The 21830-nt window shown below is 39.4% G+C and carries 19 protein-coding genes and 1 tRNA gene; 15 read left to right on the forward strand and 5 right to left on the reverse strand.

Annotated features, from left to right (window positions below; all coding sequences use genetic code 11):
* The first annotated feature begins 23 nt into the window (after nt 1–23).
* The gene (locus QMA08_RS06385; protein ID WP_024595752.1) at nt 24–1418 is read left to right on the forward strand and encodes a DEAD/DEAH box helicase; all 1395 of its coding nucleotides are present in this window, start codon (nt 24–26) and stop codon (nt 1416–1418) included.
* Nucleotides 1419–1542: 124 nt separating this feature from the next.
* On the opposite strand, the gene QMA08_RS06390 is transcribed toward QMA08_RS06385, so the two are convergent.
* On the reverse strand, nt 1543–2286 hold the full coding sequence (locus QMA08_RS06390) for a DUF3307 domain-containing protein (RefSeq protein ID WP_290173974.1): 744 nt from the start codon (nt 2284–2286) through the stop codon (nt 1543–1545).
* On the reverse strand, nt 2286–2909 hold the full coding sequence (locus tag QMA08_RS06395; protein ID WP_007586990.1) for a hypothetical protein: 624 nt from the start codon (nt 2907–2909) through the stop codon (nt 2286–2288). The genes QMA08_RS06390 and QMA08_RS06395 overlap by 1 nt, the downstream gene beginning before the upstream one ends.
* A gap of 150 nt (nt 2910–3059) precedes the next feature.
* On the opposite strand from QMA08_RS06395, the gene QMA08_RS06400 reads away from it, so the two are divergent.
* From QMA08_RS06400 to QMA08_RS06435, 8 genes are all read left to right on the forward strand, one after another.
* Nucleotides 3060–3563 (forward strand): NYN domain-containing protein, encoded by a 504-nt coding sequence (locus QMA08_RS06400; protein WP_002962844.1) that lies wholly within the window; start codon nt 3060–3062, stop codon nt 3561–3563.
* 174 nt (nt 3564–3737) lie between these two features.
* Nucleotides 3738–4658 (forward strand): NAD(+) diphosphatase, encoded by a 921-nt coding sequence (nudC, locus tag QMA08_RS06405; RefSeq protein ID WP_002962842.1) that lies wholly within the window; start codon nt 3738–3740, stop codon nt 4656–4658.
* Between the two features lie 9 nt (nt 4659–4667).
* On the forward strand, nt 4668–5849 hold the full coding sequence (locus QMA08_RS06410) for a cystathionine beta-lyase (RefSeq protein ID WP_290173975.1): 1182 nt from the start codon (nt 4668–4670) through the stop codon (nt 5847–5849).
* A gap of 143 nt (nt 5850–5992) precedes the next feature.
* Nucleotides 5993–6820, forward strand: a complete 828-nt coding sequence (locus tag QMA08_RS06415; RefSeq protein ID WP_039488524.1) for an ABC transporter permease subunit — start codon at nt 5993–5995, stop codon at nt 6818–6820.
* A complete protein-coding gene (locus QMA08_RS06420; RefSeq protein WP_007377980.1) occupies nt 6817–7725 on the forward strand; it encodes an ABC transporter ATP-binding protein in 909 nt (302 codons plus the stop codon). Before QMA08_RS06415 ends, QMA08_RS06420 begins: the two co-directional genes overlap by 4 nt.
* The gene (locus QMA08_RS06425; RefSeq protein ID WP_007377979.1) at nt 7725–8099 is read left to right on the forward strand and encodes a PH domain-containing protein; all 375 of its coding nucleotides are present in this window, start codon (nt 7725–7727) and stop codon (nt 8097–8099) included. Before QMA08_RS06420 ends, QMA08_RS06425 begins: the two co-directional genes overlap by 1 nt.
* Nucleotides 8100–8298: 199 nt before the next feature.
* Nucleotides 8299–9093 carry a putative porin gene (locus QMA08_RS06430; RefSeq protein WP_002962833.1) on the forward strand — a complete coding sequence of 265 codons (795 nt, stop codon included), beginning with the start codon at nt 8299–8301 and terminating at the stop codon, nt 9091–9093.
* 660 nt (nt 9094–9753) lie between these two features.
* Nucleotides 9754–10557, forward strand: coding sequence for a putative porin (locus tag QMA08_RS06435; RefSeq protein ID WP_165724185.1), 804 nt, complete (start codon nt 9754–9756; stop codon nt 10555–10557).
* Between the two features lie 66 nt (nt 10558–10623).
* Here the strand turns inward: QMA08_RS06435 and QMA08_RS06440 are convergent, their stop codons facing one another.
* A complete protein-coding gene (locus QMA08_RS06440) occupies nt 10624–12471 on the reverse strand; it encodes a M2 family metallopeptidase (RefSeq protein ID WP_290173976.1) in 1848 nt (615 codons plus the stop codon).
* Nucleotides 12472–12638: 167 nt separating this feature from the next.
* On the opposite strand from QMA08_RS06440, the gene QMA08_RS06445 reads away from it, so the two are divergent.
* Nucleotides 12639–14915 carry an acyl-CoA dehydrogenase gene (locus QMA08_RS06445; RefSeq protein WP_290173977.1) on the forward strand — a complete coding sequence of 759 codons (2277 nt, stop codon included), beginning with the start codon at nt 12639–12641 and terminating at the stop codon, nt 14913–14915.
* 391 nt (nt 14916–15306) lie between these two features.
* On the opposite strand, the gene QMA08_RS06450 is transcribed toward QMA08_RS06445, so the two are convergent.
* Nucleotides 15307–15741, reverse strand: coding sequence for a hypothetical protein (locus tag QMA08_RS06450; protein ID WP_002963139.1), 435 nt, complete (start codon nt 15739–15741; stop codon nt 15307–15309).
* Between the two features lie 142 nt (nt 15742–15883).
* A complete protein-coding gene (gene cysK / locus QMA08_RS06455; RefSeq protein WP_290173978.1) occupies nt 15884–16852 on the reverse strand; it encodes a cysteine synthase A in 969 nt (322 codons plus the stop codon).
* A gap of 362 nt (nt 16853–17214) precedes the next feature.
* Between cysK and QMA08_RS06460 the strand changes: the two genes are divergently transcribed.
* The 5 genes from QMA08_RS06460 to QMA08_RS06480 all read left to right on the forward strand — a co-directional run bounded on the left by QMA08_RS06460 (nt 17215) and on the right by QMA08_RS06480 (nt 21830).
* Entirely contained in the window at nt 17215–18366 is a 1152-nt protein-coding gene (locus tag QMA08_RS06460) for a dicarboxylate/amino acid:cation symporter (RefSeq protein ID WP_290173979.1), read from the forward strand.
* Nucleotides 18367–18474: 108 nt separating this feature from the next.
* Nucleotides 18475–19125, forward strand: a complete 651-nt coding sequence (uvrY, locus tag QMA08_RS06465; protein WP_002963136.1) for a UvrY/SirA/GacA family response regulator transcription factor — start codon at nt 18475–18477, stop codon at nt 19123–19125.
* A gap of 9 nt (nt 19126–19134) precedes the next feature.
* Nucleotides 19135–20958 carry an excinuclease ABC subunit UvrC gene (gene uvrC / locus QMA08_RS06470; RefSeq protein ID WP_039488521.1) on the forward strand — a complete coding sequence of 608 codons (1824 nt, stop codon included), beginning with the start codon at nt 19135–19137 and terminating at the stop codon, nt 20956–20958.
* A gap of 42 nt (nt 20959–21000) precedes the next feature.
* Nucleotides 21001–21546 carry a CDP-diacylglycerol--glycerol-3-phosphate 3-phosphatidyltransferase gene (gene pgsA / locus QMA08_RS06475; protein ID WP_032827134.1) on the forward strand — a complete coding sequence of 182 codons (546 nt, stop codon included), beginning with the start codon at nt 21001–21003 and terminating at the stop codon, nt 21544–21546.
* Nucleotides 21547–21758: 212 nt separating this feature from the next.
* Nucleotides 21759–21830, forward strand: a tRNA-Gly gene (locus tag QMA08_RS06480).

The following is a 21830-nucleotide window of genomic DNA, read 5'->3' on the forward strand; positions in this document are numbered from 1 at the left end:
GCCTTATTTAAAAGAGAGTTTATATGAGTTTTGAAGGTTTAGGTTTATCACAGTCTTTGGTTAATGCGGTTTTAGAAAAGGGCTATGAAACGCCAACGCCGATTCAGGCTCAAGCAATTCCTGCAATTATTGAACGCCGTGACGTTATGGCAGCAGCACAAACAGGTACAGGTAAAACAGCGGGTTTTACATTACCACTTATTGAGCGCTTGTCGTCGGGCCCTAAAGCTAAAAGTAATCACGTACGTGCACTTATTTTAACGCCTACACGTGAACTTGCTTTGCAAGTAAGCGAAAACGTTGAAGAGTACGCTAAGCATTCGGATGTGAGCTCATTTGTAGTTTACGGTGGCGTTAAAATTAACCCACAAATGCAGCGTCTTCGTAAAGGTGTTGATATTTTAGTAGCAACGCCGGGTCGTTTAATCGACTTACATAATCAAAATGCAGTTAAATTTGATAGCGTTGAAGTGCTTGTACTCGATGAAGCTGACCGCATGTTAGACATGGGCTTTATTCACGACATTAAACGCTTAATTGCTAAAATGCCTGCTAAACGTCAAAACTTGATGTTTTCGGCTACATTTTCAGATGAAATTCGTGCATTAGCAAAAGGGTTAATTAATGACCCAGTTGAAATTTCAGTTGCTGCAAAAAATACCACAGCTAAAAGTGTTACTCAGTGCGTTTACGCGGTAGATAAAACACGTAAAACAGCATTGCTAAGCCACTTGATTCGCACTAACGATTGGCAACAAGTATTAGTGTTTAGTCGTACAAAGCACGGTGCTAACCGCTTAGTTAAACAACTTGAACGCGATGACATTGTAGGCGCGGCTATCCATGGCAATAAATCACAAGGCGCACGTGTTAAAGCACTTGATGGTTTTAAAAGTGGTGAAGTACGCGTATTAGTAGCAACAGACATTGTTGCACGTGGCTTAGACATTGTTGAATTACCGCATGTTGTTAACTACGACTTACCAAACGTATATGAAGATTATGTTCATCGTATTGGCCGTACAGGCCGTGCTGGTGCGTCGGGTCATGCGATTTCGTTTGTAACGGTTGATGATGCTGTTGATTTATACGGTATTGAACGCTTTATTGGTGAGCTTATTCCACGTGCTGAAGAAGACGGTTTTGAGCCTATTAACCCAGTAGCTGAACGCGCATTAGATGCTCGCCCACTGCCGGCTAAAAAGCCTAAGAAAAAGCAGCCTTTTAATAAGCCTAAATCTGATAGCAGCAAGCCTAACAGTAAAAAGCCGAACAATGGTGGTAATGGTACCGGCCCACGCCGTGGTGGTTCTAAAAAGCCAGCTGCTAAAACAGATGACAGCGCGCAAAACCCATGGGCAAAGCGTGAATCTGTTGGCGGTAATGGCCAGCGCCGTCGTCGCACAAATAACGATTAATTCATTATTAATGATTATATTGGCGTTTAATTAATTTAGAACTTGGTTAAAGGTTGATACAAAAAACGCGCTCCCTTCTTTAATTTAATAGAAGCAGCGCGTTTTTTATTGCCTGTAATTTGTCCTAGCTGATTAAATAGTTAATGCCCAAGCCTACAAATAAAGTAACACTTACGCTAAGTAGTGTGCCAAGCATAACGTACTCGGTAAGTTTTTTATCTTTGCTTGCACTTAAATCGCCAAACCTAAATACTGACTTTGCCGCAAGTAAAAAACCAAGCCCTGCAAATTGGTCAAGCAATATAAAGCTCAGCATAAGTACGCGTTCCAACATACCTATGCTTTGCCCTGCAAGTGGTAAGCTACCAGTACTTGAAAAGTTACTTGTTAAACGCTCTAACATCATTCTTATAAATACTGCGCTGGGACTCAAAATAATTAAATAACCGCATACCACCCACAGTATGTTGGGATCAGTGAGCATATTATTAATTGCAGCCATAAAGCTACTGTTATCAGTTAGCCAAATACTGAGCGCAATAATAACGAGTATGTGCGCTATTTGATCTAGTAAAAAAGGCACCACGCCTTTATTAGAATACGATTTAGCTATATCAATAAAGTAATGGCTCAGCATAATGCTCGCCGTGGCAATTAAAACACAGCTTAGTTGCTGCCACCCGAATGTGTATTCCCACAGGGTAATAATGAGTGCACTTGTTACACCATGCACTAGTACATGAAAATAAAGCTTACTGGCTTTAAAGTGACGGGTATTTCTGTCGTTTACCCAACTCATAGGTTGCCAGTAAAAATCAGCGAGTAAGTGGCCAATAATAAGCGCGACCAGTAAAAGTGAAAACGCCATTATTCACCTCCTTTAATTATATTTTTTATAACGTGTTGTGTGTGCTTAATAAAGCGCTCTATAAGTTGGTAGTGCGCTAAATTTAGTAGTTTGGTTACATTTTCGCGACTTGTTTTAAGCTCTTTAGCCAGTGCCGCGTGGCTGTTGTCTGGTGATGTTAAATAGACATACAGGGCATTTGCTTGTTTTTGTGTGATTTTAGTGAGCAATACGTCGGCAAAGGCTAAATTAAGATTTAAGCTTTCATCGAGCTGCTGCTCGTTAATATTAAAAACAAAGCGTTGATTGCCTATTTTATCAAGGCCTTGCCCCGAAAGCGTAAAAGCAGAACCGGTTGCTGTTTTTATATCGCTGCGTGGGTTATCTATTTGCCCAAGTGCCAAGCTTTGTCGTAGTTCATAACCTGACGATTTAAGGTGTAAATATACAAGTATGGCATTTTTAAAAAGGAGCTCAGGATTATTAACTTGTAACTGAAAGGCATCGCCTCGGTATATATTCCAAAGGGTTTGCTCACCCGAAATGTTTCGCAAACTTTGCTCTAGTTGATAAAGCATGGCATCGTATTGCTGCTTAGGGATTGTTTGCGATTTAATAATATCGCCGCTGATCACACCAATCATAAAAATCTCAAAATGGTTACTTTTTAATATGTAACCAATATTGGTTACATAAGGGTATGTAACTAATTTAGGTTACTTAAATATAAATTGCAAGGTACACTTATTTTATAACGTTACTTCTATTGCTATTAATCCTCACTAGGACACTAAATGACTTTACAAAACGAGCAGCAAAGCACGAAACCACGGGTCGGTATTTTTGTTGATGTGCAAAATATTTATTACACGTGCCGTGAGAGTTACGGGAAAAATTTTGACTACAATGCGTTTTGGCGAATGATGGAGGCGCAATACAATATTGAGTGTGCTTTTGCGTATGCTATTTATCGAGGAGATGAAAAGCAAAATCAGTTTCAAAATATTTTGCGTGCGATTGGTTTTGAGGTAAAGCTAAAGCCATTTATTCAACGCCGTGATGGAAGTGCTAAAGGCGATTGGGATGTAGGCATAACAATAGACATGTTAGAGCAGGGTAAAAATCTTGATAAAGTTATTTTGCTTTCTGGCGATGGTGACTTTGCTTTGTTACTTGGGCATTTAAAAAATCAATATAATGTACCGTGCGATGTATACGGTGCTGACAGGTTAACTGCTGAGGTATTAAAACAAAGCGCAGAGCAATTTCATTTAATTGATAATACTTTGCTACTTTAACAGTAAAAAATAGTTAAAAAAGTGCAAGCTAAGTGCCTGCAACATGAGAGATTTTAATACAAAGCCGTAATAGATGAATTAAGCCTTATATAGGCTTTTTTTATTACTGTAATCAATTGGGTTTGCTAAATGATTATGGTAATTTTAAAGCATAACGAGTTACCAAGGACTTACATGCTTCATTACAGCAACATGCCACTAGATAGAGGCTCAAATTTTCGTAAAGACCCATCGTGGCTTAAAGCGCAAATGTCGGCGCAAAGTAAATGGGTTTTAGTTAAAAATAATCAAACCCTATTTATTAAAGATACCCCTAAAGTAAGCTATTTAACGTATCAACAAGTGGCACATTTAGATTTAACGAGTGCTATTTTTGTTGGTTTAAACAATGCTAAACATGGTGTGTTTGCATTGGATGTTTCTGATCTGGATGAAAGCGTACTTTCGCCTTTAATAGAGGGCGCTCAGTTTTTTGATATTCGCCAATATGGGCCTCAAGTAACCATTAAATATGCCTCAATAGCCGCCCTTGCGAGAGGGTTATGTTATTGGCACGCCACGCACCGTTTTTGTGGGCGTTGCGGTAGTAAAAACCGTTCAGTGGAAGCCGGCCATTCTCGTGTATGTGAAAACGAAAACTGTAAGCATCCTACATTCCCTCGTACCGATCCTGCGGTAATTATGGTCGTTACTAAAGTCTTTGCTGACGGAGTAGAGCGATGCTTGTTAGGTCGCCAAGCTGCGTGGCCCACAGGTATGTATTCGTCGCTTGCTGGATTTGTAGACCCGGGGGAGACACTGGAACAAGCTGTTGCGCGTGAAGTTAAAGAAGAGGCAGGCATAGAAGTTGATAACGTACGTTATGTTGCATCTCAGCCATGGCCGTTCCCATCGTCAATTATGCTTGGCTTTTTTGCACAGGCGACATCTGAGCAAATTAACGTAGATAAAGAAGAGCTAGACGATGCAAAATGGTTTAGTCGTGAAGACTTAGAGCAATTTGGTAATTGGCACGAAGAAGGCGAGCATTTAAAGCTGCCTAGAACCGATTCTATCTCTCGTTATTTAATTGAGCATTGGCGCACAAACCCTTAAGGATTAACAATGTCGAGTAAAAGTAATAAAAACACTCAGCTGGTATCATCAGGGCGAAAAAAAGCCTATACACATGGCGTAGTAAATCCCGTTGTACAGCGTGCATCTACCATTGTATTTGATACCGTAGCCGATTTAAAAGAAGCAGCTAAAACCCGTGGCGATAAAACGTTATTTTATGGGCGACGAGGAACAACAACACACTTTGCACTGCAAGAAGCGATTACAGGACTTGAAGGCGGCGAAGGGTGTGCATTGTACCCTTGTGGCGCTGCGGCGATCAGCCAAGTATTTTTATCGTTTTTAAAAACCGGTGATCATATTTTAATGGTTGATAACGTATACGAACCAACTCGCGATTTTTGCGATAAAATTTTAGTGGGGCTGGGCATTACAACAACCTATTACCCGCCAACCATTGGCGCAGGTATTAAAGATTACATTCAGCCAAATACTAAAGTGTTGTTTTTAGAATCTCCAGGCTCTATTACGATGGAAGTGCAAGATGTGCCCGCTATGGTAAAAGTAGCCAATGAGCACAACGTAATGACCATGCTTGATAATACCTACGGTAACGGTCTGCATTATCGCCCGTTAGAGCACGGTGTTGATATTAGTATTCAAGCTGCAACAAAGTATATTGTTGGCCATTCAGACGTGATGATGGGGGTGGCTGTTGCTAATAAAAAGTATTGGCCAACCTTGCGCGAAAACTCATACTTACTAGGGCAATGTACCAGTGCCGATGATGCGTATTTAGCACTTAGAGGCCTGCGTACAATGGGTGTGCGTTTAAATCAACATGAAAAAGCAGCAATAGAAGTAGCTAAATGGCTTGAACAACATGAGCTTGTTGATCATATTCGACACCCTGCATTTGAAAGCTGCCCAGGGCATGAGTTCTTTAAACGTGACTTTGATGGCAGTAATGGGTTGTTTTCATTTGTTATGAAAACCGGCAATCAAAAAGCGATTGATGCCTTTTTAGATAGCCTTGAGCATATCAAAATGGGCTTTTCATGGGGCGGTTTTGAAAGTTTGGTAACGGCTAATTTAACCATGAAAGGGCTGCGCTCAAATACAGGTTGGGATTTAGGGCCGGTTATTCGCTTGCACATAGGTCTTGAAGATGTAGAAGATTTAATTAGCGATTTAAGCCAAGCACTTGAGGTTTATAAGCGGCATTTATAATTTATATCGCAATTTATGCTGTTACATTTAAATGTATTGTTACAAAGCTCACCACAGGTGAGCTTTTTTTTGCTGGTAATTCAAGGTGTTTACACTTAGTGTGGATAAATACACAGAAAATAAAAAGTCATTAAGGATAGTCAATGGCAACATCATTACCGATAAACGTAGGGCGATTAACGCAAATAGCGGGATTTGAGCTTGTACGTATGTTTTTAACTAAACGTGGACTTATTGCATTAGCTGCCTTTGCATTGGTGTGGCTAATAATACTGCGCTACCCAATAGGGCAGGCAGTAGGCATTGTAAGTGCCCCCGATTTTGAGCAAATAGCCCGTGATATATCAGGTTCTATTGGTTTAAGTAAATTATTGGATTGGCCTGAGGCCGAATTTGCTATGTACTGGTTAATAGCCCTTTATAGCTTTCCCGTTTTTGGTTTATTTATTTGTAGCGACCAAACGGTAGGCGACAGAGAGCGCGGCACACTAAGGTTTTTATCACTGCGCTCCACTCGCTTTGAAATACTGTTTGGCCGTTTTTTAGGGCAGCTAGGAGTATTAGCCTGCTTAGTGGGTATAACGCTTGTGGCTACACTCGCTGTATTGGGTTTTAGAGAGCCAAGTTTACTGGCTGGTGGTTTTGCCCGTGCGCTTTCTATATTTTTAATATTAGTGATTACTCTGAGCCCATTTGTAGCACTAATGACGTTAATTAATACCTTTGCTCGCTCATCGCGTTTATCTATTGTATTGGCAATTTTATATTTTGCAGCAGGCGGTATTGTAGTTGGTATATTGCAATGGCAAATACCTGCATTAGGCTTGCTTGATTATTTATTTCCGGGTGTGCAAATAGAGCTATTAGCGGGGCAAAATTTACCATTATTGAGCGCTGTGGCTATTCCCCTTGTGCAAACTGCGGTATTACTAAGCGTTGCTCAACGTATTTTTGCAAGGAGCTCACTATGAGACCATTAATTACAGCTAGCGGTTTGAGTAAATCGTATGGTGCAAAACTTGCGCTTAATAATGTGGACTTTGAAATTAACAAAGGCGCGCCAGTGGCACTTGTTGGGCCAAATGGTGCGGGTAAAACTACCTTATTTAGTTTGTTGTGCGGCTATATAGCGCCAAGTAAAGGCAGCCTTGAAATATTAGGGCACAAACCTGGTAGCGCTGCTTTATTTAATAAAGTAAGTGCATTACCGCAAGACGCGCAACTTGACCCCCGTTTTAATATAGATAAGCAACTCGCCTTTTATGCAAAGCTACAAGGTATGGGTGCTAAGCAAAGCCAAACTGAGGCGCTACGTGTACTTGATTTGGTTGGCTTAAAAGAAATTGCAAAGCAGCGTGCGGGGGACTTATCGCACGGTATGCGCAAGCGCGTTACGATAGCGCAAGCACTTATTGGCGCGCCACAAATTGTAATGCTTGATGAAGCAACCGCAGGCCTTGATCCGATTCATGCCAGAGAAGTACGTGAGCTGGTATCAGAATTAAGTGAACAGGCTACATTTATTTTAAGCTCTCACGATTTAACTGAGCTTGAGCGACTATGCTCACAGGTACTTCATTTAGATAAAGGCGTACTAAGCGAGCATCAAACAAAAACTAATAATACAGATAAACACTTTTATACATTAATGCTAAGCGAGGCTTATCAAAATGTTGAGCAACAGCTTCAAGCAATTGCAGGTGTGAGTCGTGTGTATATGAGCCAACATAAAGAATATGTAGTTGAGTATCAGCCAACGAGCGATCCACTTGATATTGCACTACTGAATTTTTGTCATCAACAACACTGGCAGTACCGGCAGTTAGTTAATGGTCATACATTAGAGAACCAAATATTTAAACAGGAGAAAGTATAATGGGTTTACTTAGCGGACTTATGGGTAATGCAAGCGAAGTTGACGATTCTGATTTAGAAAAAATCCTTGCCAATACATTAATTGACGGCGAGCAAGTAGAAAAAGCATATAAAGTAGTACGTGATATGTTTATTTTTACTAATAAGCGCTTAATCTTAATTGATAAGCAAGGTATGACCGGTTCTAAAATGGAAATGGTGAGTATTGCTTACTCTAAAATTACCAAGTTTAGTAAAGAAAGTGCAGGCCACTTTGACTTAGATGCCGAGCTAAAAATATGGGTTGGCTCAGATCCAACACCAATTAGTAAAGAGTTTAAGTCTGGCGATAATATTAACGATGTTTACCGAATTATTAGCCAACACGCGCTTTAATACGGTACATGTTTTAAGTAGTTGTTGACTAGATGTTGCAACTACTTTAATTTTACAGTTTACAACACTTCCTTACAATTAACTTAATAAATACAACTGGTTAGTTAAGTTTTCATTCAGTTTCCTAACGTTAGCATGTGCCTCGACTTTAGCAATACAGCTAGAGCATAAAAAGCAATGTACATAGGGAAGTCTTACAATGAAAAAATTAGCAGTTATTATTTCGAGCATTTTATTATCTAGCACTGCGGCTGCTGCAGACAGCTATAATTCAATTAGTAACCTAAGCTACAAAAATAGCGATAACAACGACACCGTTGCTGTAGATTCTATTTACTACTTATCTCCTAAAAAAACTTTAGGTCCGTACGATCAGTTTGAATACATCAATAAACAAACTAACGTATATGGTGGCTACGCTGATGACGACTTTGGCGATTTAACATCGGTTGGTGGTGAATACTTCATTAATGAATTTGTTGTTGGCGCATCTTACGAAAACCTAGACCCAGATTCAGGTTCTAACAGTGAGCTTTATAAACTGACGGGTGGTTACTTTTTCAACCCTGATTTACTTGCAAAAGTAACACTAGTTGAAAACAAAGACGGCGACGATTACGCATTATTTGATTTAGCTTACAACTACATGCTAAACAGCACAGATTACGTAGGTGTTACACTTACATCAGACGACGATTTTGATTACCGTGCAGTTGCTGCTAAATACTTTATTGATTTACAGCAAGGTAACTACCTAACTTTTGAAGGTAAATACGAAAGCATTGATGACGCAGAAAACCAATGGGTAGCAGAAACTAACTACTACTTCTCAAAAGCAACATCTGTATTTGCTAACTACAACAAGCAAGACACTTACAGCTTTGGTGCTCAGCACTTCATCAATAAAAATATTGGTGTAAAGGTAGGTTACGAAAACAACGCTGATGATTCTGACAACGATGCGTACTTTGCTAACATGCGTTTCCAGTTTTAATTAAGTCCCGTACTTAGTTAATACAAAAGTAATATCAAAAGCCCGCTAAATTTAGCGGGCTTTGTTGTTTATAAACGTTTGATCTTTTACCAATCATAATTACGGCTTTTATTATGCTTATCTAAATAACCCCTTTAAGTTATAAATAGAGTTGCCATAAATGGCTAGATTGTTATTAAAGCCATTAAGTAGAGTCGATGATAATAGCTATAAAATAATCAGTATTGGCGTTTTTTTGCTGGTAAATAATGGTTATTGGGAAAAACAGATAAAAATATGCACTTATACAAACCTATTTTTTATTATAAATTCAGAAATAATGAATTAAATATAGTCATTATTTTGAGAAATTAGAAAAATTTAGTGAGAGGAGGTTATATTGATGAGGTTTATCGAATAATTAAGTTGTGTTTAATTTAGCGACAATTTGTACCTTGTTTGTACCTTATTTGTTACTTTTTGAGTTTAAATGATGACAGACTATTGTTACGTAGATTTTGATGATACCTATTATTTACATTTGCTTGTAATTATTTACATTTCCAGTGGTTTTAATTTGACCCCTCATTCAGTTTTTGTTCATTTTTTTGGCGTTAGGATGCGCCCCGACTTTGGCTAGACAGCTGAGGCATAAAAAGTAATATTTATAGGGAATTTAAAATGAAAAAATTAGCCGTTATCATTTCGAGCATTTTATTATCAAGCGCTGCAACCACTGCAATAGCTGCAGATACTTACCAATCAATCAGCCATGTAGGATACGTGGATGTAGATGGTGATGACACAGTAACTGTTGACTCAACTTATTATTTTTCTCCAAAAGCGACTTTAGGTCCTTACGATCAATTTGAATACATCAATAAGCAAACAAATGTTTATGGTGCATACAGTGATAATGATTTTGGAGATGTTACTAGCATTGGCGGTGAGTATTTTGTAGAAGATTTTGTATTAGGTGCACAGTACAATAATTTCGATAGTGATTTTGGCTCAAGCACGGATGTAATTGAACTTTCAGCTGGTTACTTCTTTAACCCAAACCTTGTATTAAAAGCTACGTTTGTAGATGTTGAAGATGCTGACAATCAGTTTGTGTTTGACCTAGCATATAACCACCAGTTAAACAGCACTGATTATATCGGCTTTACAGTAACAGCAGATGATGAGTTTGACTACCGTGCAGTAGCTGCTAAGTACTTTGTTGATTTACAGCAAGGTAACTATTTGACTGTTGAAGGTAAATTTGAAGATGTTGATGGCGGTTCAAGTAACTGGGAATTAGCATCTAACTACTATTTCAGCAAAGCAACATCGGTTTTTGTTACAGTTAATAAAAATGATGATTACACTCTTGGTGCTCAACACTTTTTCAACAACAATGTTGGTTTAGAAGCAGGTTACGGCAATAACTGGGATGATTCTGATTATGATGCTTACTTTGCAAATTTAAGCTTACAGTTCTAATTTAACTAAAATTAGAATATGAATAAAAAGCCCGCTCATTTGAGCGGGCTTTTTATTCAGCGCTATTTACCAGCCGCAGTTGCGGCCTTCGTTTTGTTTATCTAAATATGTTTGTAATGGTGCAAAGTAATCGAGCATTGCTGTCGCATCCATTTGCGGCTTACCTGTTACAGTTTCAAGCGCTTCTTGCCAAGGGCGAGATGAACCCATTTCAAGCATAGCGTTTAGCCTATCCCCTGCTTCTTTTGAATTATAAATAGAGCAGCGATGAATGGCTTTATCGTTACCGGCAATTTCACATAAGCTGCGATGAAACTCAAATTGTAAAATATGCGCTAAAAAGTAACGTGTATAAGGCGTGTTACCCGGAACGTGGTACTTAGCACCCGGATCAAAGTCGTTTTCGCTACGTGCGATAGGCGCTTGCACTCCTTGGTATTTTTCACGTAGTTCCCACCAAGCTTTATTGTAGTTCTCTGGGGTTACTTCACCTGAAAATACCTGCCAACGCCACTGATCAACCATTAAGCTAAACGGCACAAAGGCTACTTTATCAAGTGCCATTTTCATCAACAAACCGATATCTTTAGATTCATCAGGTACTTGTTCAAGTAAGCCGATTTCTTTTAAGTAACCCGGTGTAACCGATAAGGCAATGGTGTCTCCAATGGCTTCATGAAAACCATCGTTTGCACTTTCTTGATAAAATAAAGGTTGTTTATTATAAGCGCGTTGATAAAAGTTATGACCTAATTCATGGTGAATAACTGAAAACTCTTCGCCTGTGCGCTGAATACACATTTTAATGCGTAAATCGTCTTTGCTATCGATATTCCATGCTGATGCATGACACTGCACATCTCTGTCTTTTGGTTTTACAAACAATGAACGCTCGTAAAATGTTTCTGGTAGTGCATCAAAACCCATTGAGGTAAAAAAGTTTTCAGCCCCTTTGACCATTTTAAGTTCGTCGTAATTATTTTGAGCTAATAACTCGGTTACGTCGTAACCCGGATCGGCGTTTTCTGGTGCAACTACATCGTAAATATTACCCCATGCTTGCGCCCACATATTACCAAGTAAGTGCGCTGGTATTGGCTGATCTTGAGGTACTTTGTCGGTGCCGTACTTTTCACCTAACTTTGCGCGAACATGGCAATGTAGCGAGTTATAAAGTGGTTTAACTTGGCCCCAAATACGGTCAAGCTCAGTGGTAAAGTCATCAGCAGGCATATCGTATTTACTGCGCCACATAGCGCCCGTATCGGCATAACCAAGCTCCTTTGCACCTTCGTTGGTAAGTGCTACTTGTTGCTCGTAAAGTGGGCGCATGGGTTTTGATATTTCACGCCAGCCTTGCCATAAATCAAGTAGTTCGTTGTAATCTCGGCTGGTGGCCATTTTTGAGGTCATGTCGCCAAGGCTCAAACAGCTGCCATCTTCTTTACAGTATTTACCTTTACCATATAGCCCGCCAAGCTCTGCGACAATTTGTGAAAGCTTCGCTGTTTTATCAGCGTCTTGTGGGGCAGGAAGTGTAAGTGCTAGTTTTAGTTTATCAAGCTTACGGCGAGCATCGTAATCAAGCTCTAGTTCGTCGTATTTTGCAGCTTCATTTGCTAAACGCACGACTGTTTCGGTCATTTTACGGTTAACTTCAGCCGATAGAGCCGACGTATCATGAGTAATAAAGTTTGCGTAAATCCATTCTGCACGGCTCGATTCTAAATAAAGTGCACTTAGTTCTTTTTCTGTGTTTGTTATAAATGTATTTGCATCTTTAGCTGTTACAGCTTTTTTAGTGTGTGCTGAATTGGTAGTGTCTATCGTTACTTGCGCATCGCAGGCTGTTAAAGCAAGAGTACTTGCTACCATTAAGGCGCTCATACTTAGTTTAAATCGAAAGGGGGTCATGCTATTCCTTTAATTTATTGTTATTAAAACGTTGATAATAGCAGTGATGTTTAAAACAATAAAATGAATGCGTTAAGGCTCACGACTCGTCGTGCAATGATTGTATTTAAATTAAGATGGGTCATAATTAAGTTACTATTTTCATTCAATGTGTAAGGAATGTGCGCATGTTAATATTTATAATATTGCTGGTCGTGGTGGTGGTTATTTTTGCGGTTAAAGATATTCGCCTAAACTTGATTAGTCGTCCTACGTTTAAAATGTTCAAAAAGGTGCTTCCGCCATTATCGCAAACAGAGCGAGAGGCAATGGAAGCAGGTGATGTTTGGTGGGATGGTGAGTTATTTAGTGGTAACCCAGACTGGCAAAAACTGCACCGCTTTCCTAAACCAGAGCTTAGCGATAAAGAAAACGCATTTATGGCTAACCAAGTAGAAACCTTATTGGCGATGCTTGATGATTATCAAATTGTACAAAAAGACAAAGACTTACCAAAAGAAGTGTGGGATTACCTAAAAACAGAAGGTTTTTTTGCGCTGATCATTCCTGAAAAATTTGGCGGTCGTGAGTTCTCGGCAATTGCTAATTCAACGATAGTGTCAAAAATTTCGACTAAAAGCTTAACAGCCGCAGTCACTGTTATGGTGCCTAATAGCTTAGGTCCGGGCGAGTTACTTCTTCACTATGGTACTAAAGAGCAGCAAGATCGTTGGTTGCCAAGTTTAGCTAATGGTACAGATGTTCCTTGTTTTGCATTAACGGGACCAGAGGCGGGCTCTGATGCTGGCAGCATTCCTGATTCGGGCGTGGTGTGTATGGGTGAGCACAATGGCGAGCAAGTAATGGGCCTGCGTTTAAATTGGTCAAAGCGTTACATTACACTTGCACCAGTGGCTACTGTACTCGGCTTAGCATTTAAAATGTATGACCCTGATGCTTTATTAGGTGATAAGAAAGAGCTAGGCATTACATGTGCTCTAATACCAACCGATCATCCGGGTGTTGAAACGGGTGAGCGTCATTATCCGCTTAATATGGCCTTCATGAATGGTACCACTTACGGTAAAGATGTATTTATACCACTGGACTGGATCATTGGTGGTCAAGAGTGTGCAGGGCGTGGCTGGAGAATGCTTGTTGAGTGTTTAAGTGCAGGGCGTGGTATATCACTACCAGCATTGAGTGCAGCAACTGGGCATTTAGCTTCAAAAATGACATCGGCATATGCCATGGTACGCCAGCAGTTTGGTGTATCTATAGGGCAATTTGAAGGCGTGAAAGAGGCGCTTGCGCGTATTGGTGGTTTAACTTACACACTTGAGTCGTGCAGATTAATGACCGCAGGTGCGATTGATTTAAAATTAAGCCCATCGGTTGTAACTGCGATTGCTAAATACCATATGACTGAAATGGGTCGTACGGTAATGAATGATGCAATGGATATTCATTCAGGTAAAGGAATTCAAGTAGGGCCTAATAACTATTTGGCGCATGGCTATATGGGGATTCCAGTATCAATTACAGTAGAAGGCGCGAATATTCTAACGCGTAATTTAATGATATTTGGTCAAGGTGCAACGCGCTGCCACCCATTTGTTTTAAAAGAAATGGAAGCCGCTGCAATGGCAGATGACGACGCAGCACTTGAACAATTTGATGGTTTATTAATGAACCATATATTATTTGCAGCAAGTAATGCAGGCATGGCATTTGTGCATGGTTTAACACGTAGCTACTTTGCTAAAGCGCCTGTAGGTGGTGAAACGGCTATTTATTATAAACAACTGAGTAGAATGAGCCGAGGCTTAGCTATTTGTACAGACGTTGCAATGTTAATGCTTGGCGGTGAGCTTAAACGTAAAGAAATGATATCAGCGCGTTTGGGTGATGTATTAAGTCATTTGTACTTAGCATCAACTGTTTTAAAACGTTATGAAGATGAAGGGCGCCAACAAGCGGATTTACCATTTGTAAAATATGCAATTGAGAACTCATTATTTGAAATTGGCCAAGCCTTTAATGGCTTCTTTAAAAACTTTTCAAATCCGGTTGTTAATTTTATCCTTAAACGTATCGTGTTCCCGCTCGGAAACCATTACCACAGACCAAGTGATGAAATAGCACAAAGTATTTGCGAGCGTATGACTCAACCTGGTGTATTTAGAAACCGCTTAACGCATTTATGTTATGTAGATGAAAATGCAGGTACAGGGGTCATGGAAAGCGCATTTTTAGCTATGCATGATATGCAAGCGCAGTTTAAAGACTTAAAACAATGGCAGCGTAAGGGCAGTGTGCCTGCAACGCTTGATATTGAAGGTGCTATAAATTATGCGCTTGAAAATAAGTTGTTAGAGCAAACGGATGCTGATGCAATGCATCATGCTAATAAGCTACGTAAGAAAGCCATTGCAGTTGATAACTTTCAACCTGGTGAGCTGTAGCGCAGTACTTTAAATACTAGGGCGTGTTGACCCTTCGTGGTTGAATTTGCAGCAGGCTGTTTGGTTTTTAGGCAAGGCAGAGCCTATGTAGTGTGGTTATTCCCCATAAATCGGCGATAACGCAGCATAAATGCCAAACATGCGCTGCCCTTTGGGTTCTTTCTAGGGACGATTAACTCTTTGTTGCTCGGTTTTTACTTATTCTTACATGGATGTAAGCCAGTAGAATAACGCAGGAGCAGTTATCGAGCCCACTAGGTTACAAACCTCGCGCCGCGATTAAATCGCCCCTAGATTGAACAAACTTCAATCCACAAAGATCAACACGCCCTAGCTAAAGCGAAAAAGGCCTTACGAATGTAAGGCCTTTTTATGTTTAATTCATTTATTTTTAACGAGCGTAAGGGTCGGCAACAATTTTATCTATGTACCATTTTCCCTTTTTACGAAGCATTTTTACACTGCGCATTTCGTCAATTTTATCACCATTTAAATAGCCGGTAAAAATAAGGTTTATTTTAGCGTTATCGCCGTATTGTTCACGGACGCTCATATTGGTCATATCAACTTCAATGGTGACTTCATCGTATTGCATATTTACTAAGTTACGGGAAAACTGTTTAGCGGTGCCGTAGGATTTCATTATACGTGTAAGGTTGGGGGTTGCCATGGTGCTGGCTTTTTGAAGGTCTTGCTGGTTATAAAGCGCATCAAAATAAGCGGTTGCTGTATCGCCAGGAGTGTCGCCAAGTGTTTTGGTATCGTCACCACAGGCTGATAAAAATAAACAGATGACCAAACTTAATAAACTCGTGATTTTTTTCATATTAATTATTATTAATTAGTTTTTTTAAAGTGTGTGGTTTATCTATGCAGATGTAAAGGTATGGCAGGCAATAAATAGAAAATTGGATAATAAATAATAAAAAAGGATGCCTAAAGCATCCTTCTAAAAATCTTAAAATTACTTATTGTACTAGTTCTTGTTCACTAAACTCTTCATCAAACATTGGGCTTGATAAGTAACGCTCAGTTGCACTAGGTAGAATAACAACAATATTTTTATCTGCGTTTTCAGGTTTTTCAGCAATTCGCTTAGCTGCAACAACCGCTGCACCTGACGAAATACCTACTAGAATACCTTCTTTTTTCATTAACTGATGCGCCATTGCAATTGCGTCTTCGTTAGATACAAGCTCTGCGCCATCAATTAAGTCCATATCTAAGTTGCCAGGAATGAAGCCAGCACCAATACCTTGGATTTTATGAGGACCTGGTTTAATTTCTTCACCGGCAAGCGTTTGGGTAATAACTGGAGAGTTAGTTGGCTCAACAGCAATAGACTTAACGTTTAGACCTTTTTCTGTTTTGAGGTAGCGGCTAACACCTGTAATAGTACCACCAGTACCTACACCGGCTACAAAAAAGTCTACTTTGCCGTCAAGCGCATCATAAATTTCAGGGCCTGTTGTTTCAAAGTGAATTTTTGGGTTTGCAGGATTTTCGAATTGTTGTAATAAAATATACTTATCAGGTGCTGTTGCTTGAATTTCTTTTGCTTTTTCAATTGCGCCATTCATACCTTTTGCACCGTCGGTAAGTACTAGATTTGCACCTAATGCTTTTAATAGCTTGCGACGTTCTAGGCTCATGGTGTTTGGCATAGTAAGCGTTAACTTGTAACCACGTGCTGCTGCAACAAATGCAAGTGCAATACCGGTGTTCCCAGATGTTGGTTCAATAAGTTCTTTACCTTCAACAAGCTGACCTGACTTTTCAGCTTCCCAAATCATCGATGCACCAATGCGGCATTTGATACTAAAGCTTGGATTACGAGATTCAACTTTAGCGTATACATTCCCACCTGTAACACGGTTAAGTTTTACCAGCGGTGTATTACCGATGCTTAGTGAGTTATCTTCAAAAATAGTAGACATAATGTTCCTTTGGATGCAATCTGATCAACGTGTTAATAGCCTTTGCTATTAACTATATAAACACACTTTACTGTGAGTTTAAAAAAACTAAAGTAAAGTTTGGCTATAACATATATCTATTGGGCTTATAACCAGTCGAAATAAAAATCAATTATTAGCGGTGCTTTAGTTATTATAGGTGCGGGCTTAATTTAAAATTTAAAGAGTAAAACTTCGTTTAGTCAAAAAATGTTCAAAAGAGTATTGAATTAAGCTGTGTTTGTTCAATATTTGTGCATATGAATGTAACTTGAATAGTTTTATCACACAATGCGTCTAAAACATGATAAAAACACGTATCTAAATTCAATTAAGCAATCACAATGAAATTAATCTTAAAATTAATTGCCGGTATTGTGGCCGGTATCCTAGTTGGACTATATGTACCTATAGCTGGTGTTGAACTTTTATTCACAGTAAAAGAGCTGATTGGTCAAATTATCTCCTTTACCATTCCACTTATTATATTATTTTTTATTGCATCAGGTATTGCAGGCCTACCAAAAGGGTCTGGTCACTTACTTGGTAAAACGGTCGGGTTTGCTTATAGCTCTACAATTATTGCAGGTACGCTTGCATTTTTATTAGTAAGTGCTGTTATCCCTTTTTTAAGCGGTGGTATTACATTCGAGGCAGAAGTTGCTACAGAAATTGGCAGCTTTATTGATTTAGAAATTCCACCTCTGATGGGGGTAATGACCGCATTAGTAACTGCTTTTGTATTTGGTATAGGCATGAGCCAATTAGAGCTGGATACGCTTAAAAAGGTGTCTGATCAGGGCCGTGATGTGATTGACGGGTTATTATCAAAAGTAATTATCCCTGCTTTACCATTTTACATTGCAGGTGTATTTGCCGAAATGACGGTAGCGGGTACTGTGGTAGATACACTGCAAACATTTGGCGTAGTACTAATTGCAGCGCTTGTTATGCACTGGTTATGGTTAAGCGTTTTATATATAGCGACAGGTGTACTATTAAAACGTAATCCAATCGAATTAGTTAAAAATATGCTACCAGCTTACTTTACAGCGTTAGGTACTATGTCAAGTGCAGCAACGATTCCAGTATCGCTTCAATCAAGTAAAGCAAATAACGTAAAAGAAGATGTAGCAAACTTTACCGTACCACTGTGTGCAACCATTCACTTATCTGGCTCAACTATCACCATAGTAACCTGTGCAATGGCTGTTATGTTTTTATCGCCAAGCATGGAAGTCCCTTCATTAATGGGTATGCTACCGTTTATTATGATGTTAGGTGTAGTAATGATTGCAGCACCAGGTGCTCCAGGTGGCGCAGTTATGTCGGCGCTTGGTCTATTAACAAGCATGCTTGGGTTTAATGAAGGCGCGGTTGCATTAATGATTGCACTTTATTTGGCACAAGATAGCTTTGGTACTGCGTGTAATGTAACGGGTGATGGTATCATTGCGTTATGGGTTGACAGATTTAGCGAAAAATCGTCATCTTAAACTATTAGGGCGAGGCAATAATATTAGTTATTGTTTCGCTTTATGTATGTTACTGTGGCAAATTAATTTAATTAAATTGCATGTTGTTAGGTAAGTGAGGATGTTCCATTGATTAATGTACTTTTAGTTGATGACCATGAACTTGTACGAACAGGAATAAAGCGTATTCTTGATGATGTACGAGGGTTTAAAGTAATTGGTGAAGCTAAAACTGGCGAAGAGGCTGTACAGTTTTGTCGTCAGCATGCGCCAAACATAGTATTAATGGATATGAATATGCCAGGCATGGGCGGATTAGAAGCGACTAAAAAGATTTGTCGTTACTGCCCTGATGTAAAAATTATTGTGCTTACCGTTAACTGTGAAGACCCGTTTCCGAGTAAAGTAATGCAAATTGGTGCACATGGCTTTTTAACTAAAGGTGCAGGTTCTGACGAAATGGTGCGTGCCATTCGTTGTGTTCATGCCGGTCAGCGTTATATTGCCCCTGAAATTGCACAGCAAATAGCACTTGCGCAAGTGACAGGTCGCACAGACGAAAATCCTTTTCAGAGCTTATCTGAACGCGAACTGCAAATTATGCTTATGATCACTAAAGGTGAAAAAGCACAAAATATAGCTGAGCGTTTAAACCTAAGTTCAAAAACAGTAAATAGCTATCGCTATCGTATGTTTGAAAAGCTAAATGTAGGTGGTGATGTTGAGCTTACCCATTTAGCAATCCGTCATAAAATGATTGATATAGACGTTTCGTACTAAATATAATTTATGTCTGAATTTGATCACGTACATTTTCTCAAAACGCTATCAAGTGAGCCGGGTGTATATCGCATGCTTGATAGTGACAACCAAGTTATTTATGTTGGTAAAGCTAAGCATTTAAAAAAGCGTGTGAGCAGTTACTTTAGAAGTAACATAACCGATAGCAAAACACGCGTTTTAGTGAGTAATATTTGTGACATCGAAGTCACACTCACTAATACTGAAACAGAAGCGCTGCTGCTTGAAAATAATCTAATAAAAAAATACCAGCCTCGCTACAACATATTATTACGCGACGATAAGTCGTATCCCTATATTTTATTAACTAGCCATAAACACCCTCGTTTAGCGTTTCATCGTGGCAGTCGTAAAATTAAAGGTGAGTACTTTGGGCCTTTTCCGAGCGCGGGAGCGGTATCTGAAAGCTTGCGCTTAATGCAAAAAATATTTCCTGTTCGTCAATGTGAAGATGCTTATTACCGCGCAAGAAGTCGCCCGTGTCTGCAATATCAGCTTAAGCGTTGCTCAGCTCCGTGTGTGAATAAAGTTACGGATGATGATTACAGCGAGCAAGTTGACTATGTCCGTAAGTTTTTAACGGGTAAATCTCACGAAGTTATTGCTGATTTAATAAAAAAAATGGAAGCAGCCAGCCTACAATTAAATTTTGAACTGGCGGCAAAAGTTCGCGACCAAATAATGCTACTTCGTAAAATGCAGGAGCAACAGTCTATATCAGGTAATTTTGCTGAAATGGACGTAGTTGGTTTTGCTCATTTAAATGGTTTAAATGGTATTCATTTATTAATGATCCGCGATCACAAAGTATTGGGTAGTAAAACGTATTTTCCAAAAGTACCTAAAGATTCAAGCGAGCAAGAAATATTGACCTCATTTTTAGGACAGTACTATTTAGCGCCAGGAGCAACAGGGCGTATTGCAAAAGAAATCATATTACCTTTTGAAATAGAAGAAAGCGGGGCACTCGGTGAAGCACTCACACAAATAAGTGAGCGCAAAGTAACACTTAAAGTAGTTACCCGTGGTGAGCGTGCTCAATACTTACAACTGGCCAATAAAAATGCATTAAACAGTATTGCAGTTAAGCAAAGTACCCAAGACTCTATTAATAAACGTTATGCACAATTAAAAGCAACATTGCGACTTGATGATATTACCCGAATGGAGTGTTTTGATATAAGCCACACTATGGGGGAGAACACTGTTGCAAGTTGTGTTGTATTTGACTCACAAGGCCCAAATACAAAAGAGTATAGGCGCTATAATGTAACGGGTATAACCGGTGGTGATGATTATGCTGCAATGGAGTTTGCACTTAATAAGCGTTACAACAAATTAGTAGATGAAGACAAAATTCCAGACGTTATCTTTATTGATGGTGGTAAGGGGCAACTGGGGCGCGCGGAGCAGTACTTTTCTAACTGGCCACATACAAAAATGCCTTTGTTAGTAGGTGTTGCTAAAGGTACTAGCCGTAAGCCTGGCCTTGAAACACTATTGATTGACGGTGGTCGAAAAACCATTCCTATGGATTCAGATGCACCTGCGCTACATTTAATACAGCATATACGTGATGAATCTCATCGTTTTGCAATTGCTGGGCATCGTAATAAGCGCCAAAAACAACGTACGCAATCACTACTAGAAGAAATAAATGGAGTCGGCTCTAAGCGTCGGCAAACATTATTAAAATATTTAGGGGGCATGCAGGGAGTAAAAGCTGCTAATATAGAACAGTTAAAGAAAGTTCCTGGGATCAGCCCTGACATGGCTGAGAAGATATTTAACCATTTGCATGACAAGGGCTAGCCCTACATGCGAATATAGCAAAAAAGACATATCCAAGTAGTTATGTGGAATATTCCAAACACACTCACAACATTTAGACTTTTTCTTATCCCCGTTTTTTTGGTGATATTTTATTTGCCTTATAGCTGGGCTTTTTTTGCTGCCGCCTTTATTTTTTGGCTTGCATCAATCACCGATATACTAGACGGTTATTTAGCAAGAAAGCTTGAGCAATCAACCCCTTTTGGTGCTTTTTTAGATCCTGTTGCTGATAAAGTAATGGTATGTGCCGCACTTGTAGCGTTATCTGATCAGTACCAGTCAATGTACATGACTATACCTGCTCTTATTATAATAAGCCGTGAAATTATCATATCTGCACTTCGTGAATGGATGGCAGAGCAGGGTAAGCGTGGTAATGTCGCTGTATCAAACATGGGTAAAATTAAGACGGCTGCACAAATGTTAGCCATTATTGGTTTGATTTGGCAATATGATACATGGATGAACTATTTAAGTTTTGGACTACTGTACATTGCGACCTTTTTAACCTTGAGTTCTATGATGCAATATTTACGTGCAGCATGGGGTGAATTGACTAAAAATTAACTCTAAATGTATAATAACGCACCGTTTTAGATAAAAAACAAGCAAACAGTTCAAAACTAGCATTTTTTGTATTGACGCGTTTAATAATCTCTGTAGAATGCGTCCGTGTTGAGAGGGCATAGCCCCCGAGATAAACGAAACGGTAATTAATCAGTTACCTGAATGTTCACATAAATCATCATGTGCTAATTCAAATAACTGATAAATAAAATGCGGTACTAGCTCAGTTGGTAGAGCGCGACCTTGCCAAGGTCGAGGTCACGAGTTCGAGCCTCGTGTACCGC

Origin of the sequence: Pseudoalteromonas sp. APC 3355 (assembly GCF_030407615.1) — a bacterium.
Lineage (GTDB): Bacteria > Pseudomonadota > Gammaproteobacteria > Enterobacterales > Alteromonadaceae > Pseudoalteromonas > Pseudoalteromonas distincta.